16 protein-coding genes and 1 tRNA gene are annotated in these 16,831 nt (G+C 62.9%); 16 read left to right on the top strand and 1 reads right to left on the bottom strand.

From position 1 onward, the window contains the following. Positions 1 to 314 precede the first annotated feature (314 nt). A tRNA-Val gene (locus tag CZ338_RS09960) sits at positions 315 to 386 on the top strand. Between the two features lie 56 nt (positions 387 to 442). On the opposite strand, the gene CZ338_RS09955 is transcribed toward CZ338_RS09960, so the two are convergent. Continuing rightward, positions 443 to 1,933, bottom strand: coding sequence for an MFS transporter (locus tag CZ338_RS09955; RefSeq protein WP_268875431.1), 1,491 nt, complete (start codon positions 1,931 to 1,933; stop codon positions 443 to 445). A 201-nt stretch (positions 1,934 to 2,134) separates the two neighbouring features. Between CZ338_RS09955 and CZ338_RS09950 the strand changes: the two genes are divergently transcribed. The 15 genes from CZ338_RS09950 to secF all read left to right on the top strand — a co-directional run bounded on the left by CZ338_RS09950 (position 2,135) and on the right by secF (position 16,811). Continuing rightward, the gene (locus tag CZ338_RS09950; protein ID WP_087118050.1) at positions 2,135 to 2,791 is read left to right on the top strand and encodes a copper resistance CopC family protein; all 657 of its coding nucleotides are present in this window, start codon (positions 2,135 to 2,137) and stop codon (positions 2,789 to 2,791) included. A gap of 162 nt (positions 2,792 to 2,953) precedes the next feature. Then, positions 2,954 to 5,020: a threonine--tRNA ligase gene (thrS, locus tag CZ338_RS09945; protein WP_087118049.1), complete on the top strand. Its 2,067-nt coding sequence runs from the start codon at positions 2,954 to 2,956 to the stop codon at positions 5,018 to 5,020. A 73-nt stretch (positions 5,021 to 5,093) separates the two neighbouring features. Next, complete coding sequence (locus tag CZ338_RS09940; protein ID WP_235839552.1) at positions 5,094 to 5,642, top strand: HIT family protein; 549 nt, start codon at positions 5,094 to 5,096, stop codon at positions 5,640 to 5,642. Next, a complete protein-coding gene (gene pgsA / locus CZ338_RS09935) occupies positions 5,642 to 6,298 on the top strand; it encodes a phosphatidylinositol phosphate synthase (RefSeq protein ID WP_087118047.1) in 657 nt (218 codons plus the stop codon). Before CZ338_RS09940 ends, pgsA begins: the two co-directional genes overlap by 1 nt. A 29-nt stretch (positions 6,299 to 6,327) precedes the next feature. Beyond that, positions 6,328 to 7,215: a phosphatidylinositol mannoside acyltransferase gene (locus CZ338_RS09930; RefSeq protein ID WP_235839528.1), complete on the top strand. Its 888-nt coding sequence runs from the start codon at positions 6,328 to 6,330 to the stop codon at positions 7,213 to 7,215. Between the two features lie 6 nt (positions 7,216 to 7,221). Continuing rightward, on the top strand, positions 7,222 to 8,370 hold the full coding sequence (locus CZ338_RS09925; protein ID WP_204211917.1) for a glycosyltransferase family 4 protein: 1,149 nt from the start codon (positions 7,222 to 7,224) through the stop codon (positions 8,368 to 8,370). Further along, positions 8,367 to 8,741, top strand: coding sequence for a hypothetical protein (locus tag CZ338_RS09920; RefSeq protein ID WP_087118044.1), 375 nt, complete (start codon positions 8,367 to 8,369; stop codon positions 8,739 to 8,741). Before CZ338_RS09925 ends, CZ338_RS09920 begins: the two co-directional genes overlap by 4 nt. A 74-nt stretch (positions 8,742 to 8,815) precedes the next feature. Further along, entirely contained in the window at positions 8,816 to 9,664 is an 849-nt protein-coding gene (locus CZ338_RS09915; RefSeq protein ID WP_087118043.1) for an acyl-CoA thioesterase, read from the top strand. 90 nt (positions 9,665 to 9,754) lie between these two features. Beyond that, on the top strand, positions 9,755 to 10,510 hold the full coding sequence (locus CZ338_RS09910) for a YebC/PmpR family DNA-binding transcriptional regulator (RefSeq protein ID WP_087118042.1): 756 nt from the start codon (positions 9,755 to 9,757) through the stop codon (positions 10,508 to 10,510). Between the two features lie 132 nt (positions 10,511 to 10,642). Continuing rightward, positions 10,643 to 11,164, top strand: a complete 522-nt coding sequence (ruvC, locus tag CZ338_RS09905) for a crossover junction endodeoxyribonuclease RuvC (protein ID WP_087118041.1) — start codon at positions 10,643 to 10,645, stop codon at positions 11,162 to 11,164. Beyond that, the gene (gene ruvA / locus CZ338_RS09900) at positions 11,161 to 11,793 is read left to right on the top strand and encodes a Holliday junction branch migration protein RuvA (protein WP_087118040.1); all 633 of its coding nucleotides are present in this window, start codon (positions 11,161 to 11,163) and stop codon (positions 11,791 to 11,793) included. Before ruvC ends, ruvA begins: the two co-directional genes overlap by 4 nt. 36 nt (positions 11,794 to 11,829) lie before the next feature. Then, positions 11,830 to 12,906: a Holliday junction branch migration DNA helicase RuvB gene (gene ruvB / locus CZ338_RS09895; protein WP_087118039.1), complete on the top strand. Its 1,077-nt coding sequence runs from the start codon at positions 11,830 to 11,832 to the stop codon at positions 12,904 to 12,906. Between the two features lie 44 nt (positions 12,907 to 12,950). Then, a complete protein-coding gene (gene yajC / locus CZ338_RS09890) occupies positions 12,951 to 13,289 on the top strand; it encodes a preprotein translocase subunit YajC (RefSeq protein ID WP_087118038.1) in 339 nt (112 codons plus the stop codon). 256 nt (positions 13,290 to 13,545) lie between these two features. Then, a complete protein-coding gene (gene secD / locus CZ338_RS09885; protein ID WP_087118037.1) occupies positions 13,546 to 15,573 on the top strand; it encodes a protein translocase subunit SecD in 2,028 nt (675 codons plus the stop codon). Positions 15,574 to 15,575: 2 nt separating this feature from the next. Beyond that, the gene (secF, locus tag CZ338_RS09880) at positions 15,576 to 16,811 is read left to right on the top strand and encodes a protein translocase subunit SecF (RefSeq protein WP_087118036.1); all 1,236 of its coding nucleotides are present in this window, start codon (positions 15,576 to 15,578) and stop codon (positions 16,809 to 16,811) included. Positions 16,812 to 16,831 lie beyond the last annotated feature (20 nt).

Below are 16,831 nucleotides of genomic sequence, written 5' to 3'. Positions count from 1 at the left end.
TGTCGCCCCGCATTCGACCAAATCCCGTCGTTGTGACTCATTTTCGCGCTGGTTGCGGGGTCCGCTTTGCACGCTTTTCGACCGCGGCAGCGCCTCCACTTCACCGTCCCGTGGCGCCGTCGAGCGTTCTCTTCGGTTGCGGTCACTTCATCATCGCGGTCAGCCGTCGATCCGTTTGTCACCCAAGCCGTTGCGCCGTACTGACCGTGGCTGTCTAAGTGTCGTTTCCCTGAACCTGTTTCCCGTGCCTGAGGGGGCGATTATGGTCTTGTGGCCCTGCGGTGTTAATGTATCCCTCGCGCCAAAAACGCAACGGTCCCATGGCTCAGTGGAAGAGCGTTCCGTTCACACCGGAAAGGTCGCTGGTTCGATCCCAGCTGGGACCACAAAACTAATCGCACCCAGGGTGACTCTGGGTGCAATTCCTTTTTATGTGCTCTGCTCATGCGTCTCGTGAAACGCCCGGTGACTTCGGGTTGCCGCGGAAACACCAGGCGGTAAGAGCGCAGAGAACGGCGGCGGCGAGCGCGTGGAAAGCGATCACGAGTTCGTGGGCGTGGGCGTAGGCGGGGGCGGCGGCATCGTGGGTCGCGGGATCGTAAATGGCGTCCATACCGGCGGACGCGAGCTCCGGCGGGAGGAACGTGAGCATCAATGAGGTGAGCATGGAGCCGGAAACCGCGACGGTAATGAGAGTGCCGAACTCGTAGGAGACTTCCTCAACACCCGCAGCCATGCCCGAACGCTGCGGCGGGGCGGCGCCGATGATGGCGGTGGAGGACACAGACATGGCTAAGTTCGCGCCGGCACCGAGAACGATCACGCCGCCGAGGAACACGGGGAAGTTGTCGATGGCCGAACCCCACCACGCGATGAGCGCGCCGACAATGCACGCGGCGAATCCGCCGGAGACGATCGTGCGGAACCCGATGCGGTGGAGCACTGCGCCGCCGGCGACGGAGAACGGAAGGGCGGCGAAGCCAACAACGCCGATGGCTAGGCCGGCATGGAAGGGGGAGAAGCCGTCGACAAGCTGGAGGCGCTGCGTGGTGGTCATCTCCACCCCGATCTCCACGAACATGGCGCCTGTAGCTGCGATGACGCCGCCGGTGAAGATCGGGTTAGAGAAGACATCGAGGGTCAACAACGGATCGTCGAGCTTTTTCTGCCGGTGCGCGAAAAGGATCGCGCCGATGGTCATCACTACCGCGGAGACGGCGAGCGTCACCGGGTGCGTGTCCAGGCGCGCGGCCTCCTTGATGGTCATGGTCAAACCCGACAAGGCGAAAAGGGCGAAGACCGAAGAGACAAGGTCCCAGTGCTTGTCGGGATTCGGTTTGTTGCGCGGGCCGATCAGGACGGTGAGCACGAGAGTGATCACCACCACGGGAACGTTGATCAAAAAGACCGAGCCCCACCAGAAGAATTCCAGCAGCGCGCCGCCGACCACCGGGCCGAGGGCCGCGCCAAGCACCGCAGCCGACACCCAGATGCTCATAGCCAGGTTGCGTTCCCGTTCCCCCGGGAAGATCTGGTTGACCAGAGCGAGAGTGGCGGGAAGCATCGTCGCGGCACCCGCCCCCAAGAAAGCTCGAGCGGCGACAAGCGCCCACACCGTGGGAGAGAATGCGGCGGCGAGGGACGCCAAACCAAAAACGACCAACCCCACCATGAACATTCGGCGGTGACCGATGCGGTCGCCGAGCGAACCAGAGCCCAGCAGCAGTCCCGTGATCACCAATGGATATGCATTGATGATCCACAAAGACTGCGAGGCGGTCGCCCCGAGCTGCGCATCCAGCTCCGGGAGCGCCGTATAGAGGATGGAGTTATCCAGCGCGACCATGAGCAACCCCAGCGACACGACAGCGAAAAACGGCCACCTGTTCGGGTTGGGCCGTTTTCTTCGCTGGGTATGGTCACGGGAAAGCACGCCGGACAACCTACCCCTCCACCTGTGCTTTGTCACGGCTAGGCAATGACCGGGCACGACAGCAGGATTTGCGGGGCGCGAGCTGGGCCGGGTGCCGGGCAACGAGACGAGCGGCAGACGACGGGCAGGTAGGCGGGAACTTTCACGGCTAGCTTGGGTACTAGTAGATGACACCAAAGTCGAGCAAGGAGCACACCGCACATGGCACGCACCAGGATCCCCAGAACCGCACGAGCAGTGTTCGCAGGAGCTGCCGCCGCAGCGCTCGCGCTCGGCACCGCGCCGCTGGCGTCCGCGCATGACTCGGTGATTTCCGCTCAGCCCGGCATCGATGAAACAGTCGATGAATTCCCCTCGGAGCTCGTCCTGGAATTCTCCGGGCAGCCGAAAGAGGACTTCAACACCGTGGCGCTGTCCCGCGTCGCCGACGGCGAAGTCCTGTTCAGTGGAGAGCCAGAAGTGAACGACCGGGAAATCAGCATTGCGGTTCCCTCCGGCATCGATACGCAGCCGGGGGAGTACCGCATCGGTTACCAGATCACCTCCTCCGACGGACACGCCACGAAAGGCACCACCAGTTTCACCTTCGCCTCAGCACAAGCAACGGGGGAGACCACCGCGCCGGGCGGCGAGTCCGCGGGGAGTGGAAAGGGGGAAGGGGACGAGGCGACGTCGATAAGCGATGAAGCGGACGAGACGGGCTCGGGCTACACCTGGCTGTGGCTGCTGCTCGGTGCGCTGTTCTTTAGTGGCGTGGTGATCGCGGCGCTGAGCCGGCGCCAGCGTAACGGGGACGCAGGGCAGCGCCTGCGCGATATGGACGGGCTCGACGGCGAAGACGGTGACGGCCGCGCGTAGGCAGCGCCCGGAATAACGGCTGTGCCCCGCAGGGGTAAGATCGCCCCCAGTGCCCACGCGGCGGCTGGTTGCTCAGCGGCCTGCGCGGGTTTGACGTGAACACACCGCGGGCGCGGCCAGGTATGCCGTCCCGCACGAGCGCAAAGGAGCGCTGAAGAACATATGTCCAGCGGGATTGCCCCAACTGCACTGAACCACGAGCCCTTCGAGGTCCCCGCCGGCACACCTGTCGGCGCGGCGATGCGTGAGCTCGCGCTGCCCAACAAGGGCGAGGACGCCATTGTCTGCGTGCAGGATGCCGAAGGAAACCTGAAGGATCTCTCCCACGTGCCGGAAGAGACCGGGACGTTCATGCCGGTCGCTGCCAACACGGAACTGGGCCGCAGCGTCATCCGCCACTCTTGCGCCCACGTTCTCGCGCAGGCGGTGCAGGAGGAGTTCCCCGACGCCAAGCTGGGTATCGGTCCCGCGATCAACGACGGCTTCTACTACGACTTCGATGTTGCAGAGCCGTTCACACCCGAAGATCTGAAGACGCTGGAAAAGCGGATGAAAAAGATCATCAAACAGGGCCAGAAATTCGTCCGCGGCGTGTACGCATCGCCTGAGGAGGCGGCAGAGGACCTGAAGAACGAGCCGTACAAGCTCGAGCTCATCCAGGACAAGGGTTCTGTCGACCCGAACTCCGACGAGGCCACCGAGGTCGGTGCCGGCGACCTGACGCACTACGACAACGTCAACCCCCGCACCGACGAAGTTGTCTGGCACGACCTGTGCCGCGGCCCGCACGTGCCCACCACCAAGTACATCCCGGCCTTCGCGCTGACCCGTTCGTCCGCGGCGTACTGGCGCGGCGACCAGTCCAACGCCGGCCTCCAGCGCATCTACGGAACTGCGTGGGAGTCCAAGGAGAAGCTGGAGGAGTACCAGCACATGATCGAGGAGGCCGAGAAGCGCGACCACCGCCGCCTCGGCTCCGAAATGGACCTCTTCTCCTTCCCGGATGAGGTCGGCTCCGGTCTGCCGGTCTTCCACCCGGACGGCGGCATTGTGCGTATGGAGATGGAAAACCACTCCCGCAAGCGCCACATCCAAGCCGGTTACTCCTTTGTGAACACCCCGCACGTGACCAAGGGTGACCTGTTCCAGCAGTCAGGCCACCTGGACTGGTACGCCGACGGCATGTTCCCGCCGATGCAGCTCGACGGCGAGACCAACGATGCCGGTGAGGTGACCAAGCAGGCTCAGGACTACTACGTCAAGCCGATGAACTGCCCGATGCACAACCTCATCTTCGATTCCCGCGGGCGTTCCTACCGCGAGCTGCCGCTGCGTCTGTTCGAGTTCGGCACCGTTTACCGCTACGAGAAGTCCGGCGTGGTCCACGGTCTGACCCGCGCACGCGGCTTCACACAGGACGACGCACACATCTACTGCACCGAGGAACAGCTGGAGCAGGAGCTCACCGACGTCCTCGAATTCATCATCTCCCTGCTGAAGGACTACGGCCTCGACGACTTCTACCTCGAGCTGTCCACCAAGGACCCGGAGAAGTACATCGGCGACGACGAGATCTGGGAGCGCTCCACGAACATCCTCCAGTCCGTGGCTGAGAAGTCCGGATTGGAGCTGGTCCCAGACCCGGCGGGTGCCGCGTTCTACGGCCCGAAGATCTCCGTCCAGGCACGCGACGCCATCGGCCGCACCTGGCAGATGTCCACTGTGCAGCTGGACTTCAACCTGCCGGAGCGCTTCGACCTCGAGTACACCGCGTCCGACGGCACGAAGAAGCGCCCGGTCATGATTCACCGCGCGCTGTTCGGGTCCATCGAGCGCTTCTTCGGCGTGCTGCTCGAGCACTACGCCGGCGCGTTCCCGGCGTGGCTGGCACCGCACCAGGTGGTGGGCATTCCCGTTGCGGACGATTTCGCACCGCACCTCGACGCATTGGTGGACACGCTGCGTTCCCGCGGAATCCGCGCGGAGGTGGACCACTCGGACGACCGCATGCAGAAGAAGATCCGCACCCACACCACGGGCAAGGTTCCGTTCATGCTGCTCGCTGGCGCCCGCGACGTGGAGGCGAACGCCGTGAGCTTCCGCTTCCTCGACGGTAGCCAGGTCAACGGCGTGCCTGTCGACGAAGCGGTGGACCTGATCACCGCGTGGGTAGGCGACCAGCTCAACGAACAACCGAACGAGGTGTCCTTTGAGGCACGCCGCGGATAAGACCCCGAACCGCTCCGGCGGCACTACCGCTGCGGGCGAAGCACCTGCCCCGGCGGAGTACGTAGATTCCGGCGTGGGCGAGCGCGACCGCCTCGTGCGGTTGTGGGCGCCGTTCCGCTCGGCCTACATCTCCTCCATACCGGGGGAGAAGGACCGGAAGGCCGATCCATTTCTGGCGGCGCCGGCGCAGTCCGACGAGGACGCGCTGATCATCGCTCGCGGAGAGACCGTCTATGCGCTGCTCAACCTGTACCCCTACAACGCGGGGCACCTCATGGTGGTGCCGTACCGCAAGGTCGCGGAGCTGGAGAACCTCACCGACGAGGAAACAGCGGAGCTCATGGACTTTGCCAAGCTCGCCGTGCGCACCCTCAAGCGCGTGTCGCAGCCTGAGGCAGTCAACGTGGGTCTCAATCTGGGTAAAGCATCCGGCGGATCCGTCGGCGACCACCTGCACCTCCACGTTGTGCCGCGGTGGGCGGGGGATTCGAATTTCATGACGGTGATCGGGGGAACCAAGGTGTTGCCGCAGTTGTTGCGTGAGACGCGCGCTCTGCTTGCCGAGGGATGGCAGGACATTGTCCGGGAAGACGCCGAAAGCGCCGGGAAGGACCGGGCCTGATGCTCAGTTTGCACGGGAGGAAACCGGCGGCGACGGTGGCGGAGCCCGTCGCAAAGCTGTTTTTGCGCTTTGGTTTCACTCCGAATGCCGTGACGGTCCTGGGCACCCTAGCCACGATCGCGGCCGCTGTTGTGCTCATCCCCGGAGGACATCTGGTGTGGGCTGCGGTATTGACCGCGTTCTTCGCCGCCTTCGACATGCTCGACGGCACAATGGCACGGCTGCGCGGGGGCGGAACGGCTTTCGGAGCTACTCTCGACGCTTCGTGTGACAGGCTTTCCGACGGCGCCTTGTTCGGCGCCATCGTCTTCTGGCTCGTGTACGTTGACCACGCAGACCGGGCGACGGTCGCCGTTGCGCTCGTTGTGCTGACATTGTCGCAGACCATCAGCTACATCAAAGCGCGCGCCGAAGCAGGCGGCCTGAAAGTCAACGGCGGCTTGATCGAGCGGCCGGAGCGTCTCATCTTGGCGGTCGGGGGCTTGTTCCTCGAAGGAATCGGCGTCCACTTGGCACTGGAGATCGCGCTGTGGATCTTGGCCGCTGGGTCGGTGGTCACCGTCGTGCAGCGCCTCATCAAAGCCTCGCGCGACCCGGAAGCGAGCCAGCGCATTGCCCCGCCTGCAGGTGCCCCGGAACCAGGAGCCGCGCGGTAGTGGCGGGAGGGAGTTCCAGTGGCGTTTCCGTGACCGAGCGTCTCGCCGCGGCCGGATACATTGCGGGCTGGAAAGCCGTCAGACATGTGCCGCCGCGCATGGTTGCGGCGCTGTTCAATGCGGGCGCGGACTTCGCCTCGGACAACGGACGCGGCGCGGACATGCTGCGCCGCAACCTTACTCGCGTCGTCGGCGCGGAAAACGTCACCCGGGCACTCGTGCGCGACTCGATGCGCTCGTACGCGCGGTACTGGAATGAGGCCTTCCGCCTCCCCGAAATCGCGGGCGACCCGGCGCTGCTCGCACGGCTCGATGCCGGAGTGCGCGGACGGGAACACCTCGATGACACATTGTCCCGCGGCAACGGGCTGATCCTCACCCTGCCGCATTCGGGTAACTGGGACATGGCGGGTATGTGGCTCGTCTCCCGGTACAGAGGTTTCGCCACGGTCGCGGAACGACTGCGCCCCGAGGCGCTTTACGACGCTTTCGTGGCTTACCGCGAGAGCCTCGGCTTCGAGGTCCTCGCTGCCACCGGCTCGGAGAACCCCCCGTACGATCGGCTGCGGGAAGTGCTCGCCGCCGGCGGAATCGTGTGCCTGATGGGGGAACGGGACATGACACCGCGGGGCGTGCCGGTGACCTTCTTCGGCGAGGAGACAACGTTGCCAGCGGGGCCTGCAAAGCTGGCTCTGGACACTGGGGCCGGCCTCCACGTGGCGCATTCCTGGTTCGCAGGCACGTCCGCGGACCCGGATTGGGGGCACTCGGTGTCGCCTCTGATTAAGGTGACCGATGTGCCCGAGACCACCCAGCGCATCGCCGACCAGTTCGCCTCGAATATCGCCGCGCACCCGGCCGACTGGCACGCTTTGCAGCCGATGTGGCCCGCCGACCGCGCCGCACGGAAGCGGTGACTTGTTGTGCGGATTGGCATGGTGTGCCCGTACTCCTTCGACCACCCGGGAGGCGTTCAAGCGCACATCCTTGATCTGGCACGAATTTTGATTGGCCGCGGCCACGACGTGCGTGTCGTCGGGCCCGGGACTCGACCTGGCTCGGGACAAGCGCGCGACCGGTTGCCTAATTATGTCACTCTCGGGGGCAGGGCACTTCCCGTTCCGTATAACGGGTCTGTCGCCAGGATCTCCTTTGGCCCGGGGACGTTCATGACTGTGCGCCGGTTCCTGAGTGAGGGCGACTTCGACGTCGTGCACATCCATGAGCCGAATGCCCCGAGCTACTCACTCGCAGCACTGCTTTTGGCAAAAGCACCAGTGGTGGCCACCTACCACGCGTCGGCGGCCTCGTCTCGGGCGCTCCGCGCTGTCCGTCCGGTGCTGCGACCGGCATTGGAGAAGATTCAGGCGGGAATTTCAGTGAGCGAGATGTCGCGCCGCTGGCAAGTGGAGCAGCTCGGTGGCGACCCGCTGCTGATCCCCAACGGGGTGGAAACTCAACGCTTCCGGGCGGCGCAGCAAGCAGTGGACAGTAAAGAACCTTCGGGGGACTGCGATGGCGGAGGCCCAGTTCACATCGTGTTCCTTGGCCGCTACGACGAACCGAGAAAAGGCCTCACGGTGCTCCTGGAATCGCTGGCCATCATGGACGAGACACCCCGTGTGACCGTTGCTGGCGGAGGAGCCGCTCGGGCGGCATCAGCGTCGGCGCCCGCGAACGTGGAATTCGTGGGGCGGGTGAGTGAGGCGGAGAAAGCCCGATTGCTCGCATCGGCGGACATATACGTCGCACCGAATACCGGCGGGGAATCATTCGGCATTGTCCTTGTGGAGGCGATGGCCGCGGGGTGCGCTGTGGTTGCAAGCGATATTGAAGCATTCGCCGACGTGTGTGGCGCGGATACGGAAGCCCCCGCAGGAGCGTTGTTCCCGATGGGGGATGCGAATGCACTCGCAGCGACTCTGCAGCGCCTCATCCGGAACCCCCGCGAGCGTGAGAGCTATGCCGTTGCAGGGATGAAACGTGCTCAGCGCTACGACTGGGAGATCGTCGCCGACCAGGTGGAGGCGGTCTATGAAGCTGCCGCAGGGGGGAGAGGGAAAGCGCGATGAGCTCTCTCGTGGCACTCACGCTCGTCGTCGTGGCTGCAGTTGTGTGTTTAGCGGTTGTGTGGGCAGTGTTGACGGCCCGGCGACTTGACCGGTTGCATATCCGCCTTGACCGGGCACGTGCGTCGTATGACGCTGCTGTGGAGCACCGGGACGCAGTGGCGGATATTGCCGCGAACACGCTTGACGACGGCGCCGCGCGACGCGCGCTCGACACAGCTCGCCAACGGGTCGATCTGTCGCTGCGACTGTACAACGACGCAGTCGCGGCGACCCGAGCTGTGAGACTCAAACCGGGAGTGCGGGCCTTGCGCCTCGCAGGTACGGCGCCGATGCCAGAGTTCTACGGCAGCGCCCGCTCAACCAAGGAGTGACTGACTGCCTAGCACCCGGTTGATTTTTCACGGAGCAGGAAAACGGGGCGGGGCAAGGGTTTAAGCTGTCTCACATGCAATTCGACATCCCCAGCATCGACGGCATTCTCAACCTGGAGCAGCTGGACGACAACGTCTTCCGCGGCACCGGCATTTACTCGGGCCTGCAGCGTACCTACGGTGGCCAGGTGGCTGCGCAGGCTCTCTCGGCGGCAACGAAGACGGTGAGTGAGGGGAAACTCGTCCACTCTCTGCACAGCTATTTCATTCGACCGGGGCGAGCTGACCGAGACATCGTCTTCGTCGTCAACCGCGTGCGCGACGGACACAGCTTCTCCACCCGAATCGTCGACGCAGTGCAGGGAGGCGAGACCATCTTTTCGCTCGAGGCTAGTTTCCACATCACGGATGATGAAGGTATTGAGCATTCCGACAAGATGCGCGCAGTACCTGACCCCGAGAATGTCGTTCCACTCGAGGAAACCGACGGTCCGCTGAAATTCTTCTCCATGTGGGCGAAGGACTGGGATGTCCGTGTTGTGCCAGACGACGAATTCGAGCACAACCCGTACACACCGAGCCAGCAGGTCGTCTGGTTCAAGTCCAAGCGCCAGCTCCCAGACGACCAGACCTTCCACATTTGCACTCTCGCCTACATGTCCGACCTGACTTTGCTCCACTCCGCGCTGGTCCCTCACCGCGGACACAAGGTGCAAATGGCGTCGCTCGATCACGCGATGTGGTTCATGCGCCCCTTCCGCGCAGACGACTGGATGCTTTATGACCAAGTGTCGCCGTCCGCCCACGGTGCGCGCGCATTGACTCAGGGCCGAATTTTCGACCGCAAGGGCAACCTCGTTGCCATGACGGTTCAAGAGGGGCTCACCCGCACTCTGAAGGAAGGCGGAATCGCGTTTTCTTAGTCGGCCCGCAGAGTCCACGTGAATGCCTGCGTCAAGTGCGGGCGTATACTGAACAGCCGACACTTCAGCCGGAGAAAGGGGAGATGGCGCATGTCAGGCCACTCAAAATGGGCTACAACTAAGCACAAGAAAGCCGCTAACGATGCGAAGCGCTCCAAGTTGTGGGCGAAAATGATCAAGGACATCGAGGTCGCGGCTCGCACCGGCGGCGGAGATCCGGCAGGCAACCCGACGCTCGACGACATGATGAAGAAGGCCATGAAGGCCTCTGTTCCGAAGGACAACATCGAGCGCGCCCGTAAGCGCGGTTCGGGCGAGGAAGCCGGCGGATCCAACTGGGAAGATGTCACTTACGAGGGGTACGGCCCGAACGGTGTGGCCATGCTGATTCAGTGCCTGACCGACAACCGCAACCGTGCGGCGACAGAAGTCCGCACGGCTATGACCAAGAACGGCGGCAACTTGGGTGAGTCGGGTTCCGTCGCCTACATGTTCAGCCGCAAGGGCGTGAACACCGTGGCCAAGGGTGAGCTGACCGAGGATGATCTACTCATGGCCGTGCTCGAGGCCGGCGCCGAGGAGGTCAACGACCTGGGCGAGCACTTCGAGGTCGTGTCGGAGGCGACCGACCTCTACGCAGTGCGCGACGCACTCCGCGAGGCTGAAATCGAGGTCGAGGACACCGAGCAGGATTTCCGCGCCTCGGTCGAGGTCGACTTGGACCTCGACGGCGCGAAGAAGCTGGCGAAGCTTATCGACGCATTGGAGGACGCCGACGACGTCCAGAACGTCTACACCAACATGACGGTGTCGGACGAGGTCGCGCAAGCTCTCGCTAGCGAGTAATCCCGGTTACGGCTGCGGCTCGACGGACTCGGCTTCGGCTGGGTCCGTTTCCGCTTTTCAGCGTCGCTGCCGGTCGGTGTCCAGACTCTGTGGTAGAACAAGTGTGTGACTACGACGGAGGGCTTGCGCGTAATGGGGATCGACCCGGGGCTCACCCGGTGCGGTTTGTCTGTGCTGCAAACCGGTAAGGGGCGACAGGTCATTCCTGTTGCAGTCGGCGTAGTGCGTACCCCGTCCAGCGCGGAATTGCCGGAACGCCTGCTGCGGTTGTCCAACGCCGTCAACGAGTGGCTTGACGACTATGCGCCGGACGTTGTGGCAATGGAGCGCATTTTCGAGCGCAGCAATGTGTCCACTGTTATGCACACTGCCCATGCCGTGGGTGTGATGGTGCTCGCTGCTGCGCAGCGCGGCATCCCTGTGTATATGTACACCCCGTCCGAGGTGAAGAAAGCCATCTCGGGTAACGGGAGGGCGGATAAAAAGCAGATGACGGCGATGATCACTCGCATCCTCGGTTTGAGTGCACCGCCGAAACCGGCGGATGCTGCTGATGCGTTAGCCATCGCGGTCTGCCACTGCTGGCGTGCGCCTTTGCTCGCCCGTACCCAGGCGGCCGCGGCGTTAACTGGAAAAAGGAGTCAAGGACTGTGATCGATTCGCTGAACGGTCAGGTAATTTCCATCGGGTTGGACCACGGTGTCATTGAATGCGGCGGCGTCGGCTACCGCTTCTTGGCCACGCCGCCGACGTTGGGCCGGTTGACGCGGGGTGAGAACGCGCGTGTACTCACCAGTTTGGTAGTCAAAGAAGATGCCATGACGCTGTACGGGTTCACCGACGATGATGCGCGCGAGATGTTCCACCGTCTCACCACTGTCACGGGGCTCGGGCCTAAGTTGGCGCTGGCATCCTTGTCGGTGTTCGAGCCGGCAGAGCTTGCCGGGCATATCACGGCGGGGGATTCGAAGGCGATCCAGTCAATCCCAGGTGTGGGCAAAAAGATGGCGGACCGTTTGGTGCTGGAGCTCAAGGACAAGCTAGCGGGAGTGTACGGCTCGCAGCCTGGTGCAGCCGCGTCTGCCTCTCTGTCTTCTGCTCAGGGCGCATCTTTGGCCACCGAACAGGTGGTCGAGGCCCTCGTCGGTCTCGGCTTCCCGGAAAAGGGCGCACGCGCAGCTGTCGATGCTGTGATTGCTGAATCCCCGGAAACCGATTTTTCTGCGGCTGCGGAGTCCTCGGCGTTGCTCCGCAGTGCCCTGAACCGGTTGGGTAAGCAGTAGCAGAGGAGAGGCGAGTGTTTAAGGAGGGCGTAGCGCATGTCTGATGTGGAGAAGACGGAGTTCGAACTGCCACCGGACCTCGCCCGGCAATTGAATTCCCCGGTGGACGCGAACGAGCAGACCGGAGAGCAGGATTACGAGAAATCTCTGCGACCCAAGTCGATCGACGAGTTCATCGGTCAGCCGAAGGTGCGCGAGCAATTAGGTCTCGTCCTCACCGGTGCCAAAAAGCGCAACGTCACTCCCGACCACATTCTGCTTTCGGGGCCTCCGGGGCTGGGCAAGACCACGATGGCGATGATCGTGGCGCAGGAACTCGGGACGTCGTTACGCATGACATCCGGCCCTGCCCTCGAGCGTGCCGGCGATCTGGCGGCAATGCTGTCGAACCTCATGGAAGGCGACGTCCTCTTCATTGATGAGATCCACCGCATTGCGCGTCCCGCCGAAGAAATGCTGTACATGGCTATGGAGGATTTCCGCATCGACGTGATCGTTGGTAAAGGTCCTGGTGCGACGTCCATTCCACTTGAGATTCCACCGTTCACCTTGGTCGGTGCAACCACCCGCGCGGGCATGCTTACGGGCCCCCTGCGCGACCGTTTCGGCTTCACAGCTCAGATGGAGTTCTACGATGTCGAGGACCTCACCCACGTGATCACGCGTGCGGCGTCGATTCTCGGTGTTGAGATCGACCACGATGCCGCCGTGGAAATCGGTTCACGCTCGCGCGGGACGCCGCGCATTGCCAACCGTTTGCTCCGCCGCGTGCGCGACTGGGCTGAAGTGAACGGCGATGGGACGGTCACGGTGGAGGCCGCGCAGCGGGCACTCGATGTGTTCGATGTCGACGAGCTCGGGTTGGATCGACTCGACCGCGCTGTGTTGGACACGCTGATCCGAAGCCACGGGGGTGGCCCCGTCGGTGTGTCCACCTTGGCCATCGCGGTGGGGGAGGAACCCTCCACCGTCGAGGAAGTTTGCGAACCGTACCTTGTGCGCGCGGGCCTGATGGCTCGGACGGGTCGCGGCCGTGTTGCTACAGCCGCTGCGTGGCACCACCTCGGAATGACACCTCCGCCCGAGGCACCAGGACAGCTGCACCTTTACTGATGCCTAACTAGGGCCGCCGCGGTGGTGTGCCACAATGGTTCACCATGGAATACTTACTGTTACTCCTCGTTTTTGTTCTGTTCGCGCTGCCGGGCCTATTGTTGTCGCGCACGAACCGGAAGCGGGTGGAAAAGGCACGCGCGGTCCAAGCGGCGGCAAAGCCGGGTGACCGGATTATCACCGTGTCGGGCTTCCACGGCGAGATTGTCGCTGCGGGAGAAACCACCGTTGACATCGAACTGGCTCCGGGGCTGGTGGCCACGATGGAGCGAGAGGGCGTGTACAAGGTTCTTGAGGATGCACCGGCGGTGAGCACCGACGAGAACCAGCAGGGCAGCACGCTCGGCGACACGGGCGAGGGCATCGCCGAAGAACCGCGTTAGAACAGCTTAGATAAATCGAGATAGCCCGACGTGCCGAGAAAAACGCACGCCGGGCTTAATCATTGTCCGGTACATGACGTACGATCACTTTTTGGACCTTTCCCGGCCTGGAACTGGCATGCCTATGCCGGTCTTAACCGGGCGGGACAAGAAAACGGCAGAACCACCTTGTACGGGAAGTCCCGGACGTAAAGCCGCGACCGCGGGCAACCAGCCGCCTGAGGTGGATAGAGCAGGTTTATAGGAGAACACGTACGTGACTTCGAAGACATCAGGCAGGCGATCGGCCCGCGAGGGAGGATCGAAGCGAGCGTGGCCCAAACGGGCGCTAGCGCTGTTCGCACTCATTTTGGTGGCCACTTACGCCCTCGTGTTCCTCACTGGGAACCGTGAAGCGTCGCCCAAATTGGGCATTGACCTCCAGGGCGGCACCCGCGTCACACTCGTCCCTCAAGGCGAAGAGCCGACGAAGGAACAGTTGGACCAGGCGCGCACGATTCTGGAGAACCGCGTCAACGGCATGGGTGTCTCGGACGCTTCCGTGGTCGTAGACGGAAACACGCTGGTTATCACTGTGTCGGGTGAGGATTCTGCCGACGTGCGGAATATCGGCCAGACATCCCAGCTGATGTTCCGCCCCGTGGCACAACCGAACCAGCAGGCTGATGTCGTGTCCTTCCCGCAAGTGATGCAGGACATGGCGAACCGGTGGGTTGAATACCGCGTGATTACCAAGGAAGACGCGCAGGGAACGATGCAGCAGTTCGCTGACACGTTCAACCAGCAGGTTGAGGCTTTGAACAAAGCTCAAGAGGAGCAGGGAGCGGAAGGGCAAACGGCGACGAACGTTCAGCCGATCGAAGCTCCCGAGATCACCGCTGAGCCGAAGCCGGAACCGGAGAATAGCCTCGAGGCATCGGATCTGCGCCAGGAGGCGACAGCGATGCTGCGGGAGGACCGCCAGTCCGACGATCCGACGAAGCTGCAGGCTGCATCGTGGTTGATGAAGTGCACGTCGGCGGATGGGGAGAGCCCGGCGCCGGTCGACCCGCTGGCAGGTACCGACGATCCAGCACGCCCGCTCGTGGCATGCGACTCGAATTCCGGTCAGCCCATGTTGCTCGATCCGGTGCCCCTGCTGGACGGCGTTGAGGACCCCAATGGTCCGCGTTTGACGGGTAGCCAGATTGACACGGACCGTCCGATTACCGGTGGCTTCAACTCGCAGACCGGTCAGATGGAGATCAACTTCGCTTTCAAGCAGGATGGCGAGCACAACGGTTCGTCCACGTGGGCGGCGCTGACGGCGGCGATGCTCCAGCAGCAGATCGCCATCACCCTGGACTCCCAGGTGATTTCCGCACCGCAGATCCAGTCGCCGACCCCGGTGGGTTCTGCTACCTCGATCACGGGCCAATTCACCCAGGAAGAAGCGGAGAACCTAGCCAACAACCTGCGTTATGGCGCTCTGCCGTTGTCCTTCGCAGGTGAGAACGGCGAGCCCGGTGGCACTGCGCTGACGGTCCCGCCGTCGCTAGGTATTGCCTCCTTGAAGGCTGGTGTCATCGCTGGCCTGGTCGGTCTGGCACTCGTGGCCATCTTCGTCTTCGTGTACTACCGCCTCTACGGCCTCATCTCCTTGTTCACTCTGTTCGCTGCCGGTCTTTTGGTGTACGGAGCACTGGTGCTGCTTGGCCGCTGGATCGGTTACACGCTCGACCTGTCGGGTGTCGCGGGCCTGATCATCGGTATCGGTACCACCGCCGACTCCTTCGTGGTGCTTTACGAGAGGATCAAGGACGAGGTGCGCCGTGGCAGAACCTTCCGGTCTGCGACGCTGAACGGCTGGGATCGTGCGAAGGAAACGATCGTCACAGGAAATATGGTCACGCTCATCGGTGCCGTGGTGATCTACTTCCTCGCTGTCGGCGAGGTCAAGGGCTTCGCCTTCACCATGGGCTTGACCACGGTGTTCGACCTCGTGGTCACCTTCCTTGTCACTGCACCGCTGATGATCTTGGCATCGCGCAGCAAGTTCTGGTCTAAACCGTCGGTCAACGGCATGTCCAAGGCGTTTGAAGCTGGCCGTTCCAAGGCCGTGCCAGCCCGACCCGTGAAACGATCCGGTGTGGCTGCAACAGAGGCCGAACGTTCTGCGACGGCTGAGCCTGAAGCGGCTGCCACCGCCACGCCGACACTCGCGTCGGATCAGATCAACGCCACCCCGCTCAATGACGGCGCTAATGGCACTGAGCCCACGGCAACCAGGGAAGAGGAGAAATAACAATGAGCACCTCACTGAACGCCGGGACCCCCACGCCGGCGCACAACGGCGCGGATGCCTCCACAACATCCGTATCTGAGCAGGAAAAGGCTGCACACTCGAAAGGCATTGAGCGCCTCTACGAAGGCACAGGGGCAATCGACTTCATCGGCAGAAGCAAGCTCTGGTACATCATTGCGGTCGTCTTGGTCGTCATTTCTGCGGCGGCGATGCTGATCCGTGGCTTCAACTTGGGCATCGACTTCGAAGGCGGCACCAAGATGACCATGCCCGCTGGAGAGCTCGTCGCCGAGCAGGTCGAGGAGACTTTCGTCGACGCGACCGGCATCACTCCGGAACTGACCCAAATCGTGGGTGCAGGTGATTCCCGCACCTTGGAGATCAATTCCGAGCACCTGAGCCAGGAACAGATCGACAGCGCGCGCGAAGCTATCTACAACGAGTACAAGCCGCTCGACGCTTCGGGCGAGCCCTCCCCGGATGCCATCGGTGATTCCACAGTGTCCGAATCCTGGGGTTCGACGATTACAAACCGCATGCTGTTGTCGATGTTGATCTTCCTCGTGGCAGCTTCCGTGTATGTTGCGCTTCGTTTGCAGCGCAACATGGCCATCGCTGCGATGGTGGCTCTGCTCTTTGACGGTGTGGTCATCCTCGGCATTTACGCTCTCTTCGGGCTCGAGGTCACTCCGGCAATGATTATCGGTCTGTTGACTGTGTTGACGTTCTCGCTCTACGACACCGTCATCGTCTTCGACAAGGTGAAGGAGAACACCGAAGGAGTTCTGGATTCCCGCCGTTCCACGTACGCTGAAGAAACCAACCTTGCGGTCAACGAGACGTTGATGCGCTCCATTTCCACGTCGGTGATTTCCGCTCTGCCGATCATTGCTTTGATGATCGTGGCCGTGTGGCTGCTCGGCGTGGGTACTCTCCAAGACCTCGCACTGATTCAGCTGATCGGTGTTGTTGAAGGTGTCATTTCCTCACTCCTTCTGGCAACGTCGCTGCTGGTCACGCTCACTAACGCTCAGAGCAAGTACAAAGAGCACAACAAGTTGGTCGCCGCATACCGTGCGGGCAAGGAAGAGGGCTCGCTTATCGACGGCTCCGGTAGCGAAGCCGCCCCGGCGACCGGTGCAAAGCGGACCGTGGCATCTCCGCTGCACAGGACTGAGGCCCCGATTGCGGAGCCGGCCCGTCAGTCGGCTGCGACCTGGCGTCCGAACCAGAGCTAGCGATCATCCAGCACGAGTAC

Origin of the sequence: Corynebacterium urinipleomorphum (genome assembly GCF_900155535.1) — a bacterium.
In the GTDB taxonomy this organism is placed as follows: Bacteria; Actinomycetota; Actinomycetes; order Mycobacteriales; family Mycobacteriaceae; genus Corynebacterium; species Corynebacterium urinipleomorphum.
This window is presented reverse-complemented; position numbering and strand designations above follow the sequence as displayed.